The organism is Massilia sp. Bi118 (assembly GCF_918697865.1).
GTDB lineage: Bacteria > Pseudomonadota > Gammaproteobacteria > Burkholderiales > Burkholderiaceae_D > Telluria.
Map to the genome: position 1 here is coordinate 261033 of NZ_CAKKMV010000002.1, position 19612 is coordinate 280644.

Here is a 19612-nt window from a genome sequence, read left to right on the forward strand (position 1 = left end):
TCCTAGACCAGCGCACGATTCTGCGAAATCGACCGGTTGAACTCGAGCCAGCCACTACCAAGTTCGGTGACCTTGTACGCGTTATCGATACGCTGCAAAAACAGGTTCGATTCCAGCCAGAGCCGGATTTCGTCGCTCATCATGAGCGCATTCATACCGGATTGGATGCTGTTGAGCGCACGTACGCAGGCAAAATGCCTTAGCGCTTGCCGGCCTTTCAAAGTAATGACACGTTTGCCATCGTCATCCAGTTGAATCAGGGCGAACCGTTGCAATTCGACGGGGCACTCGGCAATCGTCATCCGGTGCATGCCGGTGTCCGCTTCGAAGCGGAGACGGTGCAGGATTGCCATCCCGGCCGCGTCGAGCGTGACAGGCCCGTCGTCGTCAGCCGATGATCGATGCTGGTCCACGAATGCAGAAGGCGCTTCATGGAGACGGCGTCGCTGGGCGCGGCGTTCTTCGGGAATCGCCAGCACACGCTCGACCAAATCTTCCTCAAGCCCATTGCGCAAGAGGAGATTTTTCGCTGCGGCGTTGCCGAAACCGCGCCGCATGGCGAACATGGTGCGCAGAACTTTTGCGGTGACGCTATCGGTACGTCGGTCTCCCGAGCGTCGGTCGGTTTGCGTAACGAGTGCCATGATCGCCAAAGGACATTTTGATAATTAATAATAACAAGAAATTATCAAAATTACACTCGCGCTCTCGCATCACTGTCCGGCCCCGTTCCACGACATCGACGGCGGCGCCTGCCGCGGATCCGCGCCCCATGTCTTGTTCGGTTCCGGCCCCATGGTGAAAACAAAGGTGCCGCCGTTCGCGATGTCGGCCTGGCTGAACCACGGTTTGGTCCAGGGCTTGCCGTTGAAGGTGGCCGACTGGATGTACATGTTGCGGGCCGAGTTGTTGCGCGCGACGATCTCGAACACCTTGCCATTGCCCAGGCGGAGGCGAACCTGGTCGAAGACCGGGCTGCCCAGGATGAAGTCGGAGGTCGAAGGATCGACCGGGTAGAAGCCCATCGCGCTCATAACATACCAGGACGAGGTCGAGCCCTGGTCGTCCATGCCGGGATAGGCGTAGCCGCTGGCATCGCTGCCGTACAGGCGGTCGAGAATACGGCGCACCAGCGCCTGCGTTTTCCAGGGCTGGCCACTCCAGGCATACAGGTAGGGCGCCTGCTGGTCCGGCTGGTTGCCCTGCACGTATTGGCCGATCATGCCGGTGCAGTCGCGGCAGATGCCCTTGGGCTTGTAAGGCGTGGAGAAGAAGGCGTCGAGCTTGGCGTTGAAGGCGGCGGGTCCGCCGAGCAGGCCGATCAAACCGTGCACGTCCTGCGGCACCAGCCACAGCGTGGACCAGCCGGAGGCTTCCTTCATCATGAAGTTGTAATAGGGCTCGCCGGGGTCGAAGGGCGAAATCCACTTGCCGTCTTCGGTGCGGCCGCGCATGAAGCCCACCGACCCATCGAACACCTTGCGGTAGTTGGCGGCGCGGCGCAGGAACATCGCCGCATCGTCCAGCTTGCCGAGCCGGCGCGCCATATCGGACAGCGCGTAGTCATCCCAGGCGTATTCCAGGGTCTTGGCGACGCCCGCCTTGCCGCCGGCGTAGGGCGGGCTGGGATTACCCGGCGGGATGATGTCCGAGATCCAGCCGTTCTGCATGTACTCGGCCAGGTAGCCGCGCGGCCCCTTGGGATCCATCGCGTTCTTGCGCAGGTAGTCGTACGCGGCGGCGTAGTCGAAGGAGATCCCGCGCCGCATGGCGCCGTCGTAGAGGAGCACCGCGTGGTCGCCGTGGAAGGAGGTGTTCATGTAGCCGCGTTCGCGGGCCATGTCGAGTTCGGAATGCATGATGTCGCGCACGACCTCCGGCTCGAGCAGCATCAGCAGCGCGATCTGGTTGCGGCCGGTGTCCCAGAACGGCACCGGCCCGTAGTGGTCGTATTCGGCCGTGACGGTATGGCCGTCGGCGCCGGTGAAGGGCTCGCCCTTGCGCGCCACCAACCATGGGCTGGCAAAGGAGTGGTACAGGGTCGAGTAAAACAGCATGCGCTGCTTGGGCGTGCCGCCGCGGACTTCGACGCGGTCGAACAGCTGCGACCAGGCGGCGCGCGCCTGCGCATGCATGCGCTCGAAATCCCAATCCGGCGACTCGGCGCGCAGGCGCTGCTCGGCTTCGGCGGCGCTGTAGCCGTGGGCGATCCGCATCAGCACCTGTTCGCCGGCTTTGGTGGCGAAGCTGGCATAGGCGCCGGCATTGCCGCCGGAGATCGTGCGGCGGCCGGCCTGGACGTCCTTGTCGCCGAGCGTGTTCCACTGGTTGTCGTGGACCGCGCGGAAGGTGCCGAAGCCCGTAAAGGGACGCGAGAACTCGGCGACGAACCAGGGACCGTCCGCGGCCGCGTCCTTGTCCTTTTTCGCCGACAAACCAACGATCTTGCGGTCGCCGACCACCTCGATATTGCCGCCGGCGCGCCGCAGGTCGATGATGACGTTGGCGCGCTGGGTGGCGGGAAAGGTGAAGCGCATCAGGCTGGTCGAGCGCGTTACCGTCAGTTCCACCCTGGTGCGGAAGCTGGTCAGGTCGACCTTGTAATAACCGGGCGAGGCTTTTTCGCTCTTCTTGTCGTAGTAAGCCTCGGTATAGCTTGGCGGCACGGTCCAGTCGCCTACCACAGGCATGATGATGGGCGCGGCTTGCGCCCCATAGGCCGAGCCGCCGCCGGTAAAGCCGATCATGGTCGGGTTGGCATAGGCGTAGTTGGTGTCGACGCCCATCGGATAGCTGAGCTCGACGTTGAGGTTGACCGGCGCAGCCTCGGTCTTGCTTTGCGGGAGACGCGCGCCGGGCGAGGTGAGGCCCGAATACAGCAGCTCGCCGGCCGGCGGCGCGTTGCCGATCAGGACCGGCTGATCGAGGGGCGCGCTGCCGACCAGGGGATTGGCGAGATCGACGGCCTTTTGCGCATGGGCGGCGCCGGGGCCGGCGAATGCCGCGATGGCGGCCAGAATGACACGACAGCGAAGGTGTGCGAGAGTTGTGCTCATGGCCTCTTCCATTGCGGGTGGACTACAGGCAATCTATACAAAGGAAGGTATTGAGCTCAACGAAGTTTCACATTTTGGGGTCAGTTTATTTTTCGCTGACTAAACGGGCGCCGCTTCCTGGCCTTCAATGCCCGGTCGGGTTCATTAACACCGGCCCGCACAAATCCCCCTTGCAGCCAAAGCCCACGATCTGGCCGCGCTCGTTGATCGCCTGCGCATACACGATGTTCCAGCCCGTCGAGGTGTCGATCAGGTCGTTCAGGCTGCGCACGCCCTTGCCCGGCTCGTAGAAGAAGCCGCCGCTGCCGGTCAGCACGGCGCCCACCACCTGGCCGCGATTGTTGATGCCGCGCGCGTCGGACGGCTGCTCCACCAGCACCTTCAACTGGCCCTTGTCCCACAAGGCCGCGCGGTAATCGCCGCTGCCGTCGAGGCTTTCGATCCTGCCGGCGACCTGGCCTCGCTCGTTCAACCGGGCGGCAATGCTGCTGTAGCCGGGGCGCGTCGGCAGGGCCGTCATGGTGCCGTGCTGGTACAGGAAGGCACGCGTCTCGAAGCTGCCGTTCCCGGTCGGCGTGTCGATGAACGAGTTGCCGACGATCTGCCCGCGATTGTTGATGTCGGCGGCGCCGCTGTTGCGGACCGTTTGTCCGAGCGTTCCCAGGTCGGACAGGGCGCCGTGGCGATACAGGAAGGCCATGCCCAGGCCATCGCGGCCGGTGTAGGTGCCGACGATGTCGCCGGCATTGTTGATGCCGGACGCGGTGGCGTTCGTCGCCTGCGGGATCGGCACTTCCCGGGCCACACCGCCGACGAAGATCGCGGCGCGGCGCCGGAACGTCACCGTCGATTGCGACATGCCGACCGCCTGGCCGCGCTCGTTGATGCCTTCGACGAAGACATTGTCGTCGCCGGGCAGCGGCTGCAGCTCGGTCACCTGGCCGTCGCGCCAGCAGAAAGCGCCGGTGGCGCCGGTCCAGAAGCCGCAGATCACGCCCTGGTTGTTGATCGCCATCGCCACGCCGGCGCCTTGCCCCGCCGTGAAGGGAATCAGCGCGACTGGCTGGTAGGGCTTGTTCGGCCCCGCCTGGGCGAGCAGGGGCAGGCTGGCCAGGGCGGCCAGCAGGACGTGGGACAAGCGTGAGTGGGTTTGCACTGGTTTCTCCAATAGTTGCTGCGGGGAAACCAGAATAAAGGCAAGGGCTGACGCGGCCTTGATCTCACTCAAGCGCTAGTTTGTTTAGCCTTTGGCCTGGCGCGCCAGATGTTCCGGATAACGCGCACCTTGCACGGTGATCTGCGAGGCGGCTTGATCGATGCCGGCAAGGTCCTCGGGCGTCAGCTGGAGCGTCGTCGCGCCGATGTTTTCGTCCAGCCGGTGCAGCTTGGTCGTGCCTGGAATCGGCACGATCCAGGGCTTTTGCGCCAGCAGCCAGGCCAGCGCCACCTGGGCCGGCGTCGCGCCCTTTTGCTGCGCGACCTGGCCCAGCAGCTCCACCAGCGCCTGGTTGGCCTTGCGCGCCTCGGGCGTGAAGCGCGGGAGGCTCATGCGGAAGTCATTGCTGTCGAACTGCGTGGTCTCGTCCATCTTCCCGGTCAGGAAGCCGCGCCCTAGCGGGCTGAAAGGCACGAAGCCGATGCCGAGTTCTTCCAGCAGCGGCAGGATCTCGGCTTCCGGTTCGCGCGTCCACAGCGAGTACTCGCTCTGCAGGGCGGTCACCGGCTGCACGGCGTGGGCGCGGCGGATCGTGTCGGCGCCGGCTTCGGACAGGCCGAAGTGCTTCACTTTGCCTTCCTTGATCAGCTCGCCGACGGTACCGGCCACGTCCTCGATCGGCACGTTCGGATCGACGCGGTGCTGGTAGAGCAGGTCGATGATCTCAAGCTTCAGGCGCTTGAGCGAGGCCTCGGTGACGGCGCGGATGTGTTCCGGGCGGCTGTCCAGGCCGGACCAGCGGGAGCCGCCGTTCGGATCCGGCGCGAAGCCGAACTTGGTGGCGATCGCGACCTGGTCGCGCAGCGGCGCCAGCGCTTCGCCGACCAATTCTTCATTGTTGAAGGGGCCGTAGACCTCGGCCGTATCGAAGAAGCTGACGCCGCGTTCGACCGCCGTGCGCAGCAGGGCAATCATGGCCTGCTTGTCCGGCGCCTGGCCGTAGGCGTGGGTCATGCCCATGCAGCCGAGGCCGAGGGCCGAGACTTCGAGCTTTCCTAATCGTCGTTTCTGCATCGCGCGCTCCTGAGAAGGTGAACGGCGACTATAGCAGTCCACTCACGATGGCGGGCGTCTCCTTCGTTCCTCGATCCGGCGCGCCAGCGCATCGAGGTGGGCAGGGTCGCGATGCCGTGAACTGCCTGGACCGCACCTGTCCCGGCAGCGGCGCGAGCGGTCGCGGCTCGAACGGCCGCAATCGGCGATGTCGCAGCCGCAGCTGGCCAGATCGAGCAGATCGCCGGCGCCGCCGCAGGCCCGGCCACCATGGCAATGGAGATCGGGCAGGTCGCAGCCGGGCGCATCGCAGGGCAGGTCGCAGACGCCCTGTTCCTTATGGCGCCAAGGATTGCGTACAGGAGACCGTGGATGCGGCCGGGACGGGGCCTGCGCGGCCACCGCAAGGCGTCGGTGCACATGCCCGCACAATTCGAAGCGCCGGTCCAGCAGGCCCAGTCCGCGCCGCAGCCCGAAGCGTTCGATGACGCGGAAGCCGTAGTTGGAGCAGCTTTCGCCGCCCGTCACGGCGCACAGGGCGCAACGATAGCCTTTGTACGGCGAGATCCAGCGCTGGTAGCCGCGGATTGCGGCCAGCGCCAGCCGTAACGCCGGCCCGTCCCTCATGTATGCAGGATGCGGCCGCCCGCGAACGCCCAGTTTTCCCAGCTGGTTTCCTTGAACACCACCATCACGTTTTCCGGATCCAGTCCGGCCGCGCGCAGGCGCTCCATCAGCTCGGCCAGCAGCTTCTTCTTGACCTTCACGCTGCGGCCGACCGACCACAGGATCTCGATCAGCACGAAGTCATCGGTACGGCCACCGGCCACGTCGGGATAGGAAGAATCGAAGCGGAAATCGTCGGCGTCGAGTTCCAGCACGCGCTGGAACTTGTCGGTGTCGGGCACGCCGGTCGAGACCAGGGAGGCGTGCACGGCGTCGAGTACCTTGCCCTTGAACTCAGGGCTTTTCGGTTTGCGGACGGTAAGGGTGACAAGCGGCATTGCTGAATCCCCTTCAATAAAGGCTTACTGGTCGGCCAGCGGATCGTCCTGGTTGTCTTCGGGCGTGGCGCCCGGGATCGTGTACTTTTCCTCGGCCCAGGCGCCGAGGTCGATTTGCTTGCAGCGTTCGGAGCAGAATGGCCGGAACTTGTTCGCGGGCGTCCATTCGACTTTTTTGCCGCAGGTGGGGCAGGCAACGACAGTCATGACTTGAATTCAGAAGTTACAGAGGGTGAGCTCGAATGGTACATCGTCTTCGAGCGGCTTGGGTTTCAGGTCCCCGCCCTGGCTCGTGAAGCGCACCCACAGCATGTATTTGTTGGCCGAGATTTCCGGGATCGCGCCCAGGTTCTCGTCGATGGACAGGCGCAGCATCTGGTAGACCTTCCCCTGCAGCATCTGCTGGTAGCTGCCGGCCGCGGCGATCATCTTGACCGGGCCGCCGGAGTCGCGCAGCAGGCGCAGCACCAGGGAAAGGGCGTCGAACAGCGGCGCCAGCGGCGCGAACCAGGCCGAGATGTCGGCATGGCGCTGGTCGGCGGGACGCTGCTGCCAGGCGTAGTAGGAGGGCAGGTCGAATTCGCAGGCGCCGCCCGGCATCACGGTGCGGCCGCGGATGCTCATCAGCCATTCGTTGTCGCGCACGTTCTGGCCGGTCTTGCCCTGGGCCTTGGCGAGGTTATTGCTGACGGTATCGAGCTCGGCCAGCACGGCGTCGAGCGCCTCGGCGGCGACGGCGGGATTGCTGCGGTAGCTCAGCAGGCTTTGCTTCTGGCGTTCGAGTTCCTGCAGCAGGTCGGACTTGAGGTCTGCGCGGCCTGCCACTTCCAGCATGTCGAAGATCGTCGCGAGGGCGACGTGGTGCTGCAGAGGATGCTCCTGGTTTACAAAGAACTTGAATTTCTCGTACAGGTCCTCGAGCCGCAACAACGTGCGAATCCGCTCGTTGAATGGGTATTCGTAGACGATCAAAGTGGCATTCCTCTCGGCGTAGGCTGGCGCGACCACGTGATTCTGAACCATCGTGGGCAAAATTACAAACGCTCGTTCGGCAGGCTCGCTAATCTTGCCGCTTCGTCAAGATAAAAGGCGTGCAGGCGTTCCACCTGGGGCAGGAGGGCGTCGAGGCCGTCGTCGTTGAGGATCAGGTCGTCCGCCGCAGCCTGGCGCTGGGCGCGCGTGACCTGGGCCGCCATGATGGCGCGCACCTGGGCTTCCGGCAGATTGTTCCGCGCCATCACACGCGCGACCTGCACTTCTTCCGGACAATCGATGGCCAGCACCCGCGCCACCCGTTCGCGCCAGGTGCCGGACTCGATCAGCAGCGGCACCACGAACATCACATAGGGACCGGTCGCCAGCAAGGCTGCCGCCGCCGTCGCTTCGCGGATCTTCGGGTGCAGGATGGCTTCGAGGCGGGCGCGCGCGCCGGGGTCGGCAAACACCAGGGCGCGCATCTTCGCGCGGTCCATGGCGCCGTCCGGGGTGGCATAGTCCGCGCCGAATTCCTGGACCAGGTCCGGCATGGCGGCACCGCCCGGCGCGGTGAGCGCGTGGGCGATCTGGTCGGTGTCGATGACCGCGGCGCCGCGCGCGGCGAACAGGTCGGCCACGGTGGTCTTGCCGCAGCCGATGCCGCCGGTCAGGCCGACGCTGAAGATCTGTTTATCCATTCAAGGCTGGGCGATGCCGATCGCCAGGCGGGTCAGTTCCGGTCCGTAGAAGAGGGCGATCATACCAGCGCCGGCCAGGTAGGGGCCGAAGGGGATGTGCTGGCCCTTCTTGGTGCGGCCGATCACGATCATGGTGATGCCGATGGCCGCGCCGACGAAGGAGGACAGGATGATGATGGTCGGCAGCATCTTCCAGCCGAACCAGGCGCCGAGGGCGGCCAGCAGCTTGAAGTCGCCGTCGCCCATGCCGATCTGCCCGCGCACCAGTTCATAGGTGCGCGCGACGGCCCACAGGAACAGGTAGCCGGCGGCGGCGCCGAGCACCGCTTCGCGCAGCGGCACGAAGTTGCCGTCCAGGTTGATCAGGAGGCCCAGCCACAGCAGCGGGTAGGTGAGGTCGTCCGGCAGTTCCTTGTGGTCGACGTCGATCAGGGTCATCGCGATCAGGAGATAGGTGAAGACCAGCGTCGCCAGTCCCGCCCAGCCGCTGCCGAAGTGCCAGATCAGCAGCCCGGACAGGATGCCGCTCACCGCTTCGACGATCGGGTAGCGGGCCGAGATCGGCGCCTTGCACGCGCTGCACTTGCCGCGCAGGGCCAGCCAGCTGACGATCGGGATGTTTTCCAGCGCCGTGATCTGGTGGCCGCAGTGCGGACAGGCGGAACGCGGCACCATCAGGTTGTAGCGGTCCGGGTGGGGCAGCGGCTTGCCATCCTTGTCCGCGATGTAGTTGTCGATTTCGCGCTGGCGCATGATCGGCAGGCGGTGCACGACCACGTTCAGGAAGCTGCCGATCAGGAGGCCGAAGATGGCGGCGGCGATGGCCGGAATCAGGCTGGCGGGGGCGGCGAATAAGAGGGTGTCCGGATGCATGGCTGATGTGGCAAGGTTTGAAGTGATTCCGTAGATCAACCTATTCTATGGGGTTTTTCAGGCTTTGGGCAGCTGAACATGCTCGCGCAGGAAGGCAAACCACAGTTTCACCCGCTGCAGCTCGCGCGCATCCGGATGCGCCAGGCACCACAGCTCGGTGTCCAGCTCGTCCAGCGGACCTTCCACGATCGCCACCTGCGGCTCGCCCTCGAACATGAACAGCGGCGCCACGCCGACGCCCATCCCGGCCATCACCGCGCCCGCCACCGACAGCACGCTGTTGACGCGGTGGCGCGCCGGCAGCTTCGGAAAGCGCCGGCGGCGCCAGGCTTGCGAAGGATGGTCGGGCAGGCTGTCGTCGAGGACGATCCAGTCGACGCCCTCGGGATAGGGCTTGCCCTGCGCCAGGTAGGCCTTGCTGGCGAAGACCGCGGCGCGCAGCAGGCCCAGTTTCACGCCCGTGAGATGTTCCGGCGGCTTGCGCGTGGCGCGGATGGCGACGTCCGCTTCGCGCCGGCTCAGGTTGGCCAGCTGGTTGGTGGCGACCAGTTCCAGTTCGATGCCGGGATAGCGCTCCGCGAAGCGCGCCGCCAGCGGCAGCAGCAGGCGGTGCAGGATGGTGTCGGTGGTCGTCACGCGCAGCACGCCGCCCGGTTCTCCGCTGCCGCCGCTCACGGCCGCGCGGGCTTCCTGCAGCTGCGACTCGATGCGTTCGGCATGGCCGCCCAGTTCCAGCGCCAGCGGGGTCGGCACATAGCCATGGCGGCCGCGGTCGAACAGGGTCTCGCCCAGCGCCTTTTCGAGGCGCCGGATTGCGCGGAACACGGTCGAGGCGTCCACGCCCAGCCGTTCGGCGGCGCCGTGCAGGGTGCGGCCGCGGATCAGGGCCAGCACCAGTTCCAGTTCGGCGGCGCCCAGCCCGCTCGGGTCCTTCCTATGCAAGTCTGCAATCGATGCTTTCATCCGCGCGTATTTTCATTGTCGGGGTGCATAGCTAGAGTAGCACGGTCGTCCCCCTCATACCGAAAGGAGTTTCACCATGAACGACCGTTATACCGCCTATGCAGCGCTGCTTCTGCGCCTGTCCCTGGGCACGATGTGGCTGGCTCACGGCCTGCTCAAGCTGCTCGTCTTCACCGTCCCCGGCTTTGCCGCCTTCCTCGCGGCGCAGGGCATGCCGGCGCTGCTGGCCTGGCCGGTGGTGCTGCTGGAGCTGGCCGGCGGCACGCTGATCCTGCTGGGCCTGCGCGGCCGGCTGGTGTCGCTGGCCCTGCTGCCGGTGCTGCTCGGCGCCGCCTCCGTCCACCTCGCCAACGGCTGGGTGTTCACGGCCAGCGGCGGCGGCTGGGAATATCCGGCCTTCCTGATCGCGGCATCCCTGATTCACGCGCTGCTGGGCGATGGCGCGCATGCGCTGGCGGCCGCACTGCGCCGCGCCTGGCTCAGTGCTGGCGCTGCTGGGCCCAGCGCCTGAAGTATTCGCCCACCCGCAGGTCGCCGTCGTAGCTCAGATGGTTGTTATCGCGGTACATCAGGCGGCCGTCGACCATGGCGCGGCATTCGCGCTCGTCGCACAGCGCATCCGAAGAGCGGAACCATTCGATGGCCGGGAACTCGCGCTCGAACTGCTTGCGCACCACCTCGTGCTCGGCGATCTCCTTGTCCCAGGCGGCGCGCGGGATGGCGCAGGGCGTGGTGGTGGCGGAGGAGGCGACGCCGGCGCGCTTGATGCAGGTGCGCGGGTCGAAGGATAGAAGCGGCACGTCTTCCATCACGATCACGCGCTTGCCGGCGGCCAGGAAGCGGCGGTAGGTCTCGCGCGCGGCGTCGACGTAGATTTTCGCGTCCGCGCCGGTGTTGAGCTTCAGGTGGGCCGAGAACACGACCGTCTTCACCGAAGGCGTGTTCAGGGCCAGCTCCAGCATCGGCTGGGTCGCCTTCTGGTAGGGATCCTCGCGCCCCGGCAGGCCCCAGTAAGGATGGCGGGTACCGAGGAAGAGCAGGTTCTCGCCCCTGCTCTTGTAGTAATCCGTCAGGCCGGCCACGACGTGGAAGGCATGGCTGTCGCCGAGCAGCACCACGTCCGGGTCGCGCTCCGGCCAGGTGATCAGGCAGTACTCGTAGTCGGAAGCGAAGCCGTAGCGCTGCTTGCAGGCGGCGGCGTTGGCCTTGTCCTCGACGATGATGAGCGCCTTCTGGTTGGCCAGGTTGTCCCGAATCGGCGCGCGTTGCGGCAGCCCTTCGTTCTGGTACAGCCAGCCGCCGGCCAGGCAGGTAGCAGCCATCAGCACGCACAGCAGCCCCACCTGCAGGCGCGCGCGGCGCCCTTTCATGCGGCGCAGCGGGCGCTCCAGCATCTGGTAAGACAGCCAGGCCAGCACCACCGCCGCCAGCACCGCAAACACGCGGATGCGCGGCGCCGGCAGGTGGCCTTCGACGATCTGGGCAAAGGACAGCAGCGGCCAGTGCCACAGGTAGAGCGGGTAGCTGATCAGGCCAATCGCGACCATGGGCCGGCTGCCCAGCACCGCCCGGTTGAACCAGGCGCCCGGGCCGGCGCCGATCAGCAGCATCGCCGCGACGACCGGCGTGAGCGCGCGCCAGCCGGGGAAGCGTTCCGGCGTGGTGAAGGCCAGGCCGAGAGCAAGCAGCAGCACGGCGGCGCCGGCGGCGAGGTTGGCTTTGCCGCCGGTACTGGCCGTGGCCGGCCGGCCGTGGGCCGCGCAAGCCAGCAGCACGCCGCCCAGCAGTTCCCAGGCGCGGCTGAGCGGCGAGTAGAAGGTGGCGGTGGCGTGGTGGACGATGCCGGCCGCGTTCAGCGCGAAGGACAGCAGGGCCAGCACCGCCGTCACCAGCAGCAGGTTGGCGCGCCGGCGCCAGGCCAGCGCCAGCACGGCCGGCCACACGATGTAGAACTGCTCCTCGATCCCCAGTGACCACAGATGCAGCAGGGGCTTGGTGTCGGCGCTGGTGTCGAAGTAGCCGACCTGGGCCCAGTAGAAGAGGTTGGCGGCGAAGCTGGCGCCGCCGCCCACGTGCTTGCCCAGCTGGCCGTACTCGTCGGGGAACAGCGCGTACCAGCCGAACGCGAGGCAGGCCAGCATCACCGCCAGCAGCGAGGGGAAGATGCGTTTCACGCGGCGCGCGTAGAAGCCGGCGATGCTGAACTGGCGTTGCTGGAGTTCGCGCAGCAGGATGCTGGAAATCAGGTAGCCGGAAATGACGAAGAAGACGTCGACGCCGATGAAACCGCCGGGCAGCAGCGCCGGGAAGGCGTGGAACAGGACCACTGCCAGGACGGCGACGGCGCGCAGGCCGTCGATGTCCGGGCGGTAGGGGATATGGGTGGTGGCCGCGCGCCTGGCGAGGGGCGCGGCTGGCGAAGCCGGTGTTGCGATCTTCAAGATGACATTATTAAAGCATTAATTATTTCCTATTTTCATCTATCAGGGTCGCCAGCACAAGTTCAACCTGCCTTCGCCCCCGCAAAGTGCGCTTCGATCTCCTCCAGCGTCTTGCCGCGCGTTTCAGGCAGCAGGAAGGCCGCGGCCAGGAAGTAGACCACCGAGCAGGCCGCGCCGAAGAAGAACACCGCCGAATAGCCGTGACGGCCGACGATGGGCAGGAACAGGGCTGCAAACGCCGTCGAGACGAACTGGTTGACCAGCAGCGCGATGCTCATGCCGTTCGAGCGGATCCGGGTCGGCATCAGTTCGGACAGGGCCAGCCAAACGCACACGCCCGGGCCCACCGCGAAGCTGGCGACGAACACGGCGATCGCCAGCGCCACCTGCCAGCCGCGTTCGGGCGGCGGCAGGGCGCCGAGGCGGGCGCTTTCGATGACCAGCGGCGCGCCGCTTGCTGCAGCCGGATCGGGGAAGGGATTCAGGTGCACGCGGCGGAAGGCCTTGCCCAGCACGCTGTCGGGCTGCACCGCGTCTGCGCGTTTCGCCTGCAGCAGGGGCAGGGCGGGGTCGTCGCTGCGCAGGGTCTGCACATTGGTGAAGGGACCGTAGGCATAGGCGACGGTGAGCACCTGGGTGCCGGCGCCGGGCGCCGCGCCGAGGCGCTGCAGGGTGGCCGCATCCAGGCGCAGGGCCAGGCTGTCGCCCGCCGCCATGCTGGCCACCGCCGCGCCGACGTCGCGCTGGCGCGATTCGGTGTCGTGGAACAGCAGGCCGGCCGCCAGCGAGGCGATCACGATGCCGGCGCTGCCCAGCATCAGCAGCGATTTCCTGCCCAGGCGGTCCACCAGGAACACGGCCAGCATCGTCATCAGGGCGTTGATCAGCTTGAGCATGACGTCGGCCGCATTCGCGGTGGCGCCGGGCAGGCCGGCGCGGTCCAGGATGTTGACCACGTAGGCCAGGATCGAATTGATGCCGGTGGCCTGCGTGCAGGCCAGGATCAGGCAGGCCAGCAGGAAGGGGAAGACGTAGCGGCGCGACAGCAGGGAGTCGGACGCGCTGCGCGCCACCGGCACGCGCTGCATGTCGGCCAGTTCCTGTTCCGCCTCGGCCGGATTGCGGGTGCGCAGCAGGGCCGCGCGGGCCTCGACTTGGCGGCCGCGCCGGGCCAGCCAGCGCGGCGATTCGGCCAGCAGCAGGCAGCCGGCGGTGAACACCACGCCGGGCGCGAGGCACATCCAGAAGATCGCGCGCCAGGCGTGGTCTTTGGCGGCCAGCACCGCCGCCGCGCGCAGCTGTTCGGGCAGCGCGGCCGCGGCCTGGGCCGCCGTCTCCACGCTGCGCGCCTGCACCAGGCCGATCACGGCGGCGGCCACCAGGCCCACCGTCAGCAGCAGCTGGAACAGGGCGGCGCCGCGCCCGCGCTGGCGCGCATGCAGGCATTCGGCCAGGTAGAGCGGCACGATCACGCCGATCAAGCCGCCGCTCACGCCCTGCAGCAGGCGCCCCAGCAGCAGCGGCACGTAGCCGTCGGCCAGCGCGATCATCGGAATGCTGATCACGAACAGCACGCCGGACAAGGCCATGGCGGCGCGCCGTCCTATCAGGTCGGCCAGTGCGCCGGCGAACAGCGAGGACAGCACTGAGCCGAGCAGCACCGCGGCCACGATGAAGCTCAGCTCTTGCGCGCCGAGCTTCCAGGCCAGCGAAGCGGTCGATTCCAGGTAGGGCAGGGCGCCGGCGATGATGCCGACGTCGATCCCGTACAGCAGGCCGCCCATGCCGGCGATGAACAGCAGATAGGCGGTCGAGCGGGAGGGAGAAGCGGAAAGCAGGGAGGTCATCATGGCTCCGTCAAGAAAGATCGATGGCCTCGCCTTCGACGAAGACGGCCAGCGGCTGCAGGGATGCATCGAGGACGACGAGGTCGGCCCAGGCGCCGGGCGCCAGGCGGCCGCGTTCGTGTTCGCCCAGGTAGTCGGCCGGGAAGCGCGAGAGCCGGTCGCTGGCGTCAGGCAGGTCGAGGCCGATGGCGACGAAATTGCGCAGCGCCTGGTCCATGGTCAGGGCGCTGCCGGCCAGCGAGCCGCTGCCCAGGCGCACGCAGCCCTGGCACTTGAACACGCGCTGGCTGCCGAGGGCGTACTCGCCGTCCGGCATGCCGGTGGCCGAGGTGGCGTCGGTCACGCCGTACAGGCGCGGAATCGCGCGCACGGCCGCGCGCAGGGCGCCGGGGGCAACGTGCTGCAGGTCGGGGATGACTTCGGCGTACTCCGCATGTGCCAAGGCTGCGCCGGCCATGCCGGGTTCGCGGTGGTGCAGGGCGCTCATGCCGTTGAACAGGTGGGTGAAGCCGGTCGCGCCGGCCTGCAGGGCCGCGCGTCCATCCTCATAGGTGCCGGCGCTGTGGCCCAGCTGGACCCGGATGCCCATCGCCGCCAGCTGCGGAATCAGTGCGAGGTGGCCTTCGATTTCGGGCGCCAGGGTCAGTACGCGAATCGGCGCGATCGCATGCAGCGCGCGCACCAGGTCCAGGCTGGCGCGCATGACGTCGGGCGGCTGGGCGCCCAGGCGCGCCGGATTGATGAAGGGGCCTTCCAGGTGCACGCCCAGCATGCGCGCGCTGCCGGCGGGGCGCGCGGCGATCGTGCCGGCCAGGCCTTGCAGCGCGTGGCGGATCGCGCTCTCGCGCGCCGTCATCGTGGTGCCCAGCATGGCGGTGGTGCCGTGGCGTGCATGGTGGCGCGCGACCGTGGCGCCGGCCTCGCCGCCCTGCATGATGTCGACGCCGCCGGCGCCGTGCACGTGCAGGTCGATGAAGCCGGGCAGGATCCATGGGCCGCCCGCTGCGGCGGCAGAGTCCTCGCTGATGGCTTCGATGCGTTCGCCGAATCGGATACTGCCTGCGATCCAGCCGTCGGGTGTGAGGATTCTGCCGTGGAGCACTCTCTATTCCGCGATATGTAAGTCGATGCCCAGCTTGAGCAGCCCTTCGCGGTACTCGGGGCTGATGCCGGCATCGGTGATGATGGTATGGATCCGGTCCAGCTGCGCGATGCGGTGCAGGCTGACCCGGCCGAACTTGGAACTGTCGGTCAGGACGATGATGCGCTTGGCGCGCTCGACCATCATGCGGTTCAGGCTCGCCTCCGCTTCATGATGGGTGGTGACGCCGAACTGCAGGTCGAGGCCGTCGACGCCCAGGAACAGCTTGTCGAAGTTGTAGACCTGGAGGCAGGCTTCGGCCTGGCTGCCCTGGAAAGACAGCGACTGCTTGCGCAGCAGGCCGCCGGTCAGGATCAGGTCCACGCCGGGCGCGTCGGCCAGTTCCCAGGCGATGTTCAGGCCATTCGTGGCGACCGTGACGCCGCTGGCGTCGGACAGGTTACGCGCCAGGAAAATGGTGGTGGTGCCGGAATCGATCACGATGTTGTCGCCGGCTTCCACCAGCGAGGCCGCGAAGGCGCCGATGCGCTCCTTCTGCTCGTGGTAGAGGGCGTCCTTCTGGCGCATGGTCTGCTCGGGCGGCGGCACCCGCGTCAGCACCGCGCCGCCGTGGCTGCGCGTGACCAGGCCCTGGCTGCCCAGCGCGGACAGGTCGTGGCGGATGGTCACCGCCGAGACCCCGAGCTGGTCGACCAGTTCGGTCACCTGGACGGCGCCCTGGCGGGCAAGCAGTTGCAGGATCGTTTCGCGGCGCTGGCTGGTATTTCGCATGGTCTCGGTCTCGGCTCGTCGGCGTTGGAAAAGTGCCGAGCTTAACAGATAGCGACGTGCTTGCCGACTGCCGCCATGTTGCGGCTGCAGGCGCGCGCGTACTGGGCCAGCACCAGGCCGATGCGGTGTTCCACCAGCGCTTGCGGGTCGTTCTGCAGGCGGCCCTGCAGCACTTCCAGGTACTGGTCCGGCAGGTACTGGCTGAGCAGGGGCAGCGGGATTCCGCGCCGGCGCAGGTTGGCGAACAGGCGCTCCAGCGCCGCCTGCACCGGGGGCTCGCCCCAGTAGTAGCGGCAACGGTCGCTGAGCGCATAGCGGCGCAGCAGGCGCTGCTCCTCGCTGCTGCCGTGGTAGTGCTTGCGCCAGTGGTCCGGCTTGTCGAGCATGACCTGGTCGAGCACCTGCATCAGATGCGAAACTTCCGGCGCCGATACCAGCTCGTCCTCGATGCTGCACAGCGCCAGCAGGCCCTCGCGCATGGCGAAGGTGGCGGCCGGTCCCACCTTCAGGATCGCGAAGTGGTCGCGCACCATCTGGTGCAGGGCGATCTCGCGCTGGTAGTCGGTCGAGTGGGCTTCGAACACCAGGCCGGGCTGGCCGGCGATGAAGCCGGACAGCGCCGCCGCCGGCGCCGGGTCGTAGTGCTGCACGCTGCTGTGGTCGAAGTCGACGCCCGGCTGCACCACCATCGCGATCACGCGCTTCCAGGCGCCATGCAGGCCGGCGTCGAGGAAGGCGTGGCAATGCACGGACAGGGTGCGGCGTGCGGCATCCGGCGTGGTCGGCGCGCCGGCCTCGTGCAGGCTGGCTTCGCCGCCGGGAACCGGGACCTCGGTGCCGATCACATACACCGGCGGTGCATGGCCGGCGTCGCTTGCCGCGGCATCGGCGATGCGGGCCAGGCGCGCCGAGCGCTCGGCCACGATTTCGTCGGGCAGGCGTTCCGGGTCGTCGGCGCAGCGCATGCTGCAGTCGAGGTGGATCTTGTGGAAGCCGGCGGCGGCGTAGTTCGCCACCAGGGTCTCGGCGTGCAGCATGGCGGTGGCCGCATCCTGGTTCTGCCAGGCGTTGGGCCCGAGATGGTCGCCGCCCAGCACCAGGCGTTCCGCCGGAAAGCCGCGTTCGCGGGCCAGCGCCAGCACATAGTCGCGGTACATCGCCGGCGTCATGCCGGTGTAGCCGCCGAACTGGTCGACCTGGTTCGAGGTGGCTTCAACCAGCAGCGGCGTATCGTGCTCGAGCGCGACGCGCATGGCGGCGGCCAGCACCATCGGATGGCTGCAGCAGACGCTGTACAGGCCTTGCGGCTCGCCGCGCCGGTGCGCCTTGACGATCTCCTGGACGGGGGAAGTCGGGTTCATGGTGTGGCCTTGTCCTTCAGTTGTTGGCGGATCAGCAGCGCCGCGCCGCGCACGCCGCCGGCGTCGCCGAAGCGGGGCGGCAGGATGGGCGGCGGATGGGCGCCGGCAAACAGGTGCCGGCGCAGCGCCTCGGGCAGGTCACGGTACAGGTGGGGCAGGTTCGACAGGCCGCCGCCGAGCACGATTGCGTGCGGGTCCAGGCCCAGCACCACGCAGGCCAGGCCGTGCGCCAGCAGGTCGAGGTGGACGGCGAGCGTGCGCTGCGCCACTTGGTCGCCGGCGTTCGCGCGCGCGGCGATGGCCAGCGGCTCGGCGCCGTCGCCGCCGAAGTGGCGGTGCAGGCGCGACATGCCGGGGCCGGACACATAGCGTTCCAGGCAGCCGGTCCTGCCGCAGGGGCAGGGGATCAATTCGAGTCCGTACAGCCCGGCCAGGGTGGCCGGCAGCGGCCAGTGGCCCCATTCGCCGGCGATGCCGTTGCGGCCGCGCTGCAGGCGTCCGCCGGCGCAGTAGCCGGCCCCGGCGCCGGTGCCGAGGATGGCGCCGAACATGGTGGGCAGGCCGTCGGCCGCGCCGCCTTCGGCTTCGGACAGGGCGAAGCACTGGCAGTCGTTGCCGATCGCGACCGGCCGCGCCAGCGCTTCCTGCAGCATCGTGCAGACCTGCCGCCCGTTCAGGGCCGGCACATTGGAACTGAGCTGGCGCCCGCTCTGGCTGTCGGTGACGCCGGGCAGGCCGATGCCCACCGGCGCGGCGCTGCCCAGGGCGGCGTCGGCGCGCAGGACCAGGCCGCGGATCGCGTCGGTGAACGCGGCGATGTCCTCGGTCGGGGTGGCGACTCTTTCCCGGTAGACCTCGCGCAAGCCGGCGTCATAGGTCGCCAGCTCGATCTTGGTGCCGCCGATGTCGATGCCGTGGAAGCCCGCGTAATCAGCCATGCTCGTGCTCATAAATGGTGACGCCTTGCACGACACGGTTGACGGTGCCGCTGGCAAAGGGATTGTCGGGACGCAGGGCCAGGCGGGCCGACTGGTGCAGCGCGTACTGCTGCGCCATCAGCAGCCATAATGGGGCCAGCCAGGCGTCGCTCCAGTCGGGTGCATCGGCGCTGAAATCGCCGCCCACGCCCACCGTCAGCACGCGCGCGGCGATGCCGTCGCGGCGCAATTCGTCCAGCAGATCGGTTTCGTAGCGGCGCGCCAGCGGCTTGCCGCTATAGAAGAGCACCACCAGCGAGGCATCGTTCAGGGCCGACTTCGGGCCGTGGCGGAAGCCGAGCGGGGTGTCGGCCATGCCCAGCACGCGGCCGCCGGTCAGTTCCAGCAGCTTGAGCGCCGATTCGCGCGCCAGCGCTTCCAGCGGACCGCTGCCGAGGTAGGCCACGCGTTCGACCGGGTGCGATGCCAGCGTGGCCGCCGCCGGCGCCCATTGCGCCAGCGCCTGTTCGGCCGCATCGGCCAGGCGCGCCGGACGCGCCGCCAGGTCGGCATCGCCGCCCAGCACGCACAGGGTCGCCAGCAGCATGCTGGTAAAACTGCTGGTCATCGCGAAGCCGCGGTCGCAGCTGGCGGCCGGCATCAGCAGCACGCAGGCGGCATCGTCGTTGGCGCCGCGGACCGCCAGCGCACCCGCATCGTTGCAGGTGATATGCAGGAAGCGCGCGTCGGGCACCGCACCGCGCACCAGTTCGACCGCCGCCAGGCTTTCCGGGCTGTCGCCGCTGCGCGCGAAGGACACCAGCAGGGTCGGCGCGGACGGTTCGAGGTAGAGCTCCGGATGGGTGAGCAGGCTGGTGGTGGCGATCGCGCGCACCTGGGCGGCGCAGCGCGCATTCAACTCGTCGGCGACGATCTGGCCGGCGTAGGCCGAGCTGCCGGCGCCGGTCAGGATCACGCGCTGGCGCGGGTCGTGCAGGCGCTGGCCGAGAAAGGCGGCGACTCTGGCCTGGTTGGCGCGCAGGCTGGCCGACAGGGCGCGCCAGACCGCGGGCTGCTGCGCGATTTCCTCGGCAGTATATAAGCCACCGATGTCCTGCCAGGTGGTCGCGTCGCGGTCGAGAAGAATGGTCATTGTTGTTTGCATGCGAAAGTATCGGATGGAAAAATCATAAATAGGTATTTTCGAAAAGTCAAACACGAAAGATATTTCGAAAGAAAATCGTCGTAAATTCTTCGAATTCAACGCGATATGCGCCATTCATGCTGTATTGAAGACCTTCGTATGTGGCAAATTCCCAACTAAATGAAAGGAAAATTCCGAAATAAACGTAAAACGAAAGGTTTGGAGCCGTGAATTTAGCGTTTTGAACGCCA

Annotated in this window: 19 protein-coding genes; 1 reads left to right on the forward strand and 18 read right to left on the reverse strand. The window is 67.4% G+C overall.

Annotation, left to right across the window (positions count from 1 at the left end; translation table 11 throughout):
• Window positions 1–2 precede the first annotated feature (2 nt).
• From LQV39_RS03865 to LQV39_RS03915, 11 genes are all read right to left on the reverse strand, one after another.
• Window positions 3–644 carry a hypothetical protein gene (locus tag LQV39_RS03865; RefSeq protein WP_230020422.1) on the reverse strand — a complete coding sequence of 214 codons (642 nt, stop codon included), beginning with the start codon at window positions 642–644 and terminating at the stop codon, window positions 3–5.
• A 69-nt stretch (window positions 645–713) separates the two neighbouring features.
• Window positions 714–3056, reverse strand: a complete 2343-nt coding sequence (locus LQV39_RS03870) for a GH92 family glycosyl hydrolase (protein WP_230020423.1) — start codon at window positions 3054–3056, stop codon at window positions 714–716.
• A 124-nt stretch (window positions 3057–3180) separates the two neighbouring features.
• Complete coding sequence (locus LQV39_RS03875) at window positions 3181–4212, reverse strand: DUF3466 family protein (protein WP_230020424.1); 1032 nt, start codon at window positions 4210–4212, stop codon at window positions 3181–3183.
• An 84-nt stretch (window positions 4213–4296) separates the two neighbouring features.
• On the reverse strand, window positions 4297–5286 hold the full coding sequence (locus LQV39_RS03880) for an aldo/keto reductase (protein ID WP_230020425.1): 990 nt from the start codon (window positions 5284–5286) through the stop codon (window positions 4297–4299).
• A gap of 42 nt (window positions 5287–5328) precedes the next feature.
• Window positions 5329–5892, reverse strand: a complete 564-nt coding sequence (gene yidD / locus LQV39_RS03885) for a membrane protein insertion efficiency factor YidD (protein ID WP_230020426.1) — start codon at window positions 5890–5892, stop codon at window positions 5329–5331.
• Entirely contained in the window at window positions 5889–6269 is a 381-nt protein-coding gene (locus tag LQV39_RS03890) for a tautomerase family protein (protein ID WP_230020427.1), read from the reverse strand. Before LQV39_RS03890 ends, yidD begins: the two co-directional genes overlap by 4 nt.
• Window positions 6270–6293: 24 nt before the next feature.
• Window positions 6294–6476 (reverse strand): DNA gyrase inhibitor YacG, encoded by a 183-nt coding sequence (gene yacG / locus LQV39_RS03895; protein ID WP_230020428.1) that lies wholly within the window; start codon window positions 6474–6476, stop codon window positions 6294–6296.
• A 9-nt stretch (window positions 6477–6485) separates the two neighbouring features.
• Window positions 6486–7241 (reverse strand): cell division protein ZapD, encoded by a 756-nt coding sequence (gene zapD / locus LQV39_RS03900; protein WP_230020601.1) that lies wholly within the window; start codon window positions 7239–7241, stop codon window positions 6486–6488.
• A gap of 62 nt (window positions 7242–7303) precedes the next feature.
• Window positions 7304–7942, reverse strand: coding sequence for a dephospho-CoA kinase (coaE, locus tag LQV39_RS03905; RefSeq protein ID WP_230020429.1), 639 nt, complete (start codon window positions 7940–7942; stop codon window positions 7304–7306).
• Complete coding sequence (locus LQV39_RS03910; protein ID WP_230020430.1) at window positions 7943–8815, reverse strand: A24 family peptidase; 873 nt, start codon at window positions 8813–8815, stop codon at window positions 7943–7945.
• Window positions 8816–8872: 57 nt separating this feature from the next.
• A complete protein-coding gene (locus LQV39_RS03915; RefSeq protein WP_230020431.1) occupies window positions 8873–9757 on the reverse strand; it encodes a LysR family transcriptional regulator in 885 nt (294 codons plus the stop codon).
• Window positions 9758–9854: 97 nt separating this feature from the next.
• Between LQV39_RS03915 and LQV39_RS03920 the strand changes: the two genes are divergently transcribed.
• On the forward strand, window positions 9855–10289 hold the full coding sequence (locus LQV39_RS03920) for a DoxX family protein (protein ID WP_230020432.1): 435 nt from the start codon (window positions 9855–9857) through the stop codon (window positions 10287–10289).
• Here the strand turns inward: LQV39_RS03920 and LQV39_RS03925 are convergent.
• From LQV39_RS03925 to LQV39_RS03955, 7 genes are all read right to left on the reverse strand, one after another.
• Window positions 10258–12219, reverse strand: coding sequence for an acyltransferase family protein (locus tag LQV39_RS03925; protein ID WP_230020433.1), 1962 nt, complete (start codon window positions 12217–12219; stop codon window positions 10258–10260). The genes LQV39_RS03920 and LQV39_RS03925 overlap by 32 nt on opposite strands.
• A 62-nt stretch (window positions 12220–12281) precedes the next feature.
• Entirely contained in the window at window positions 12282–14069 is a 1788-nt protein-coding gene (locus tag LQV39_RS03930; protein ID WP_230020434.1) for an MFS transporter, read from the reverse strand.
• Window positions 14070–14076: 7 nt separating this feature from the next.
• Window positions 14077–15168, reverse strand: coding sequence for an N-acetylglucosamine-6-phosphate deacetylase (nagA, locus tag LQV39_RS03935; protein ID WP_230020435.1), 1092 nt, complete (start codon window positions 15166–15168; stop codon window positions 14077–14079).
• 3 nt (window positions 15169–15171) lie between these two features.
• Window positions 15172–15939 (reverse strand): transcriptional repressor AgaR, encoded by a 768-nt coding sequence (gene agaR, locus LQV39_RS03940; RefSeq protein WP_230020436.1) that lies wholly within the window; start codon window positions 15937–15939, stop codon window positions 15172–15174.
• Between the two features lie 41 nt (window positions 15940–15980).
• Window positions 15981–17300, reverse strand: coding sequence for a D-tagatose-bisphosphate aldolase, class II, non-catalytic subunit (locus LQV39_RS03945; protein ID WP_230020437.1), 1320 nt, complete (start codon window positions 17298–17300; stop codon window positions 15981–15983).
• Entirely contained in the window at window positions 17297–18238 is a 942-nt protein-coding gene (locus LQV39_RS03950; RefSeq protein WP_230020438.1) for an ROK family protein, read from the reverse strand. Before LQV39_RS03950 ends, LQV39_RS03945 begins: the two co-directional genes overlap by 4 nt.
• Window positions 18231–19370 carry an SIS domain-containing protein gene (locus LQV39_RS03955; RefSeq protein WP_230020439.1) on the reverse strand — a complete coding sequence of 380 codons (1140 nt, stop codon included), beginning with the start codon at window positions 19368–19370 and terminating at the stop codon, window positions 18231–18233. The genes LQV39_RS03950 and LQV39_RS03955 overlap by 8 nt, the downstream gene beginning before the upstream one ends.
• Window positions 19371–19612: the final 242 nt, after the last annotated feature.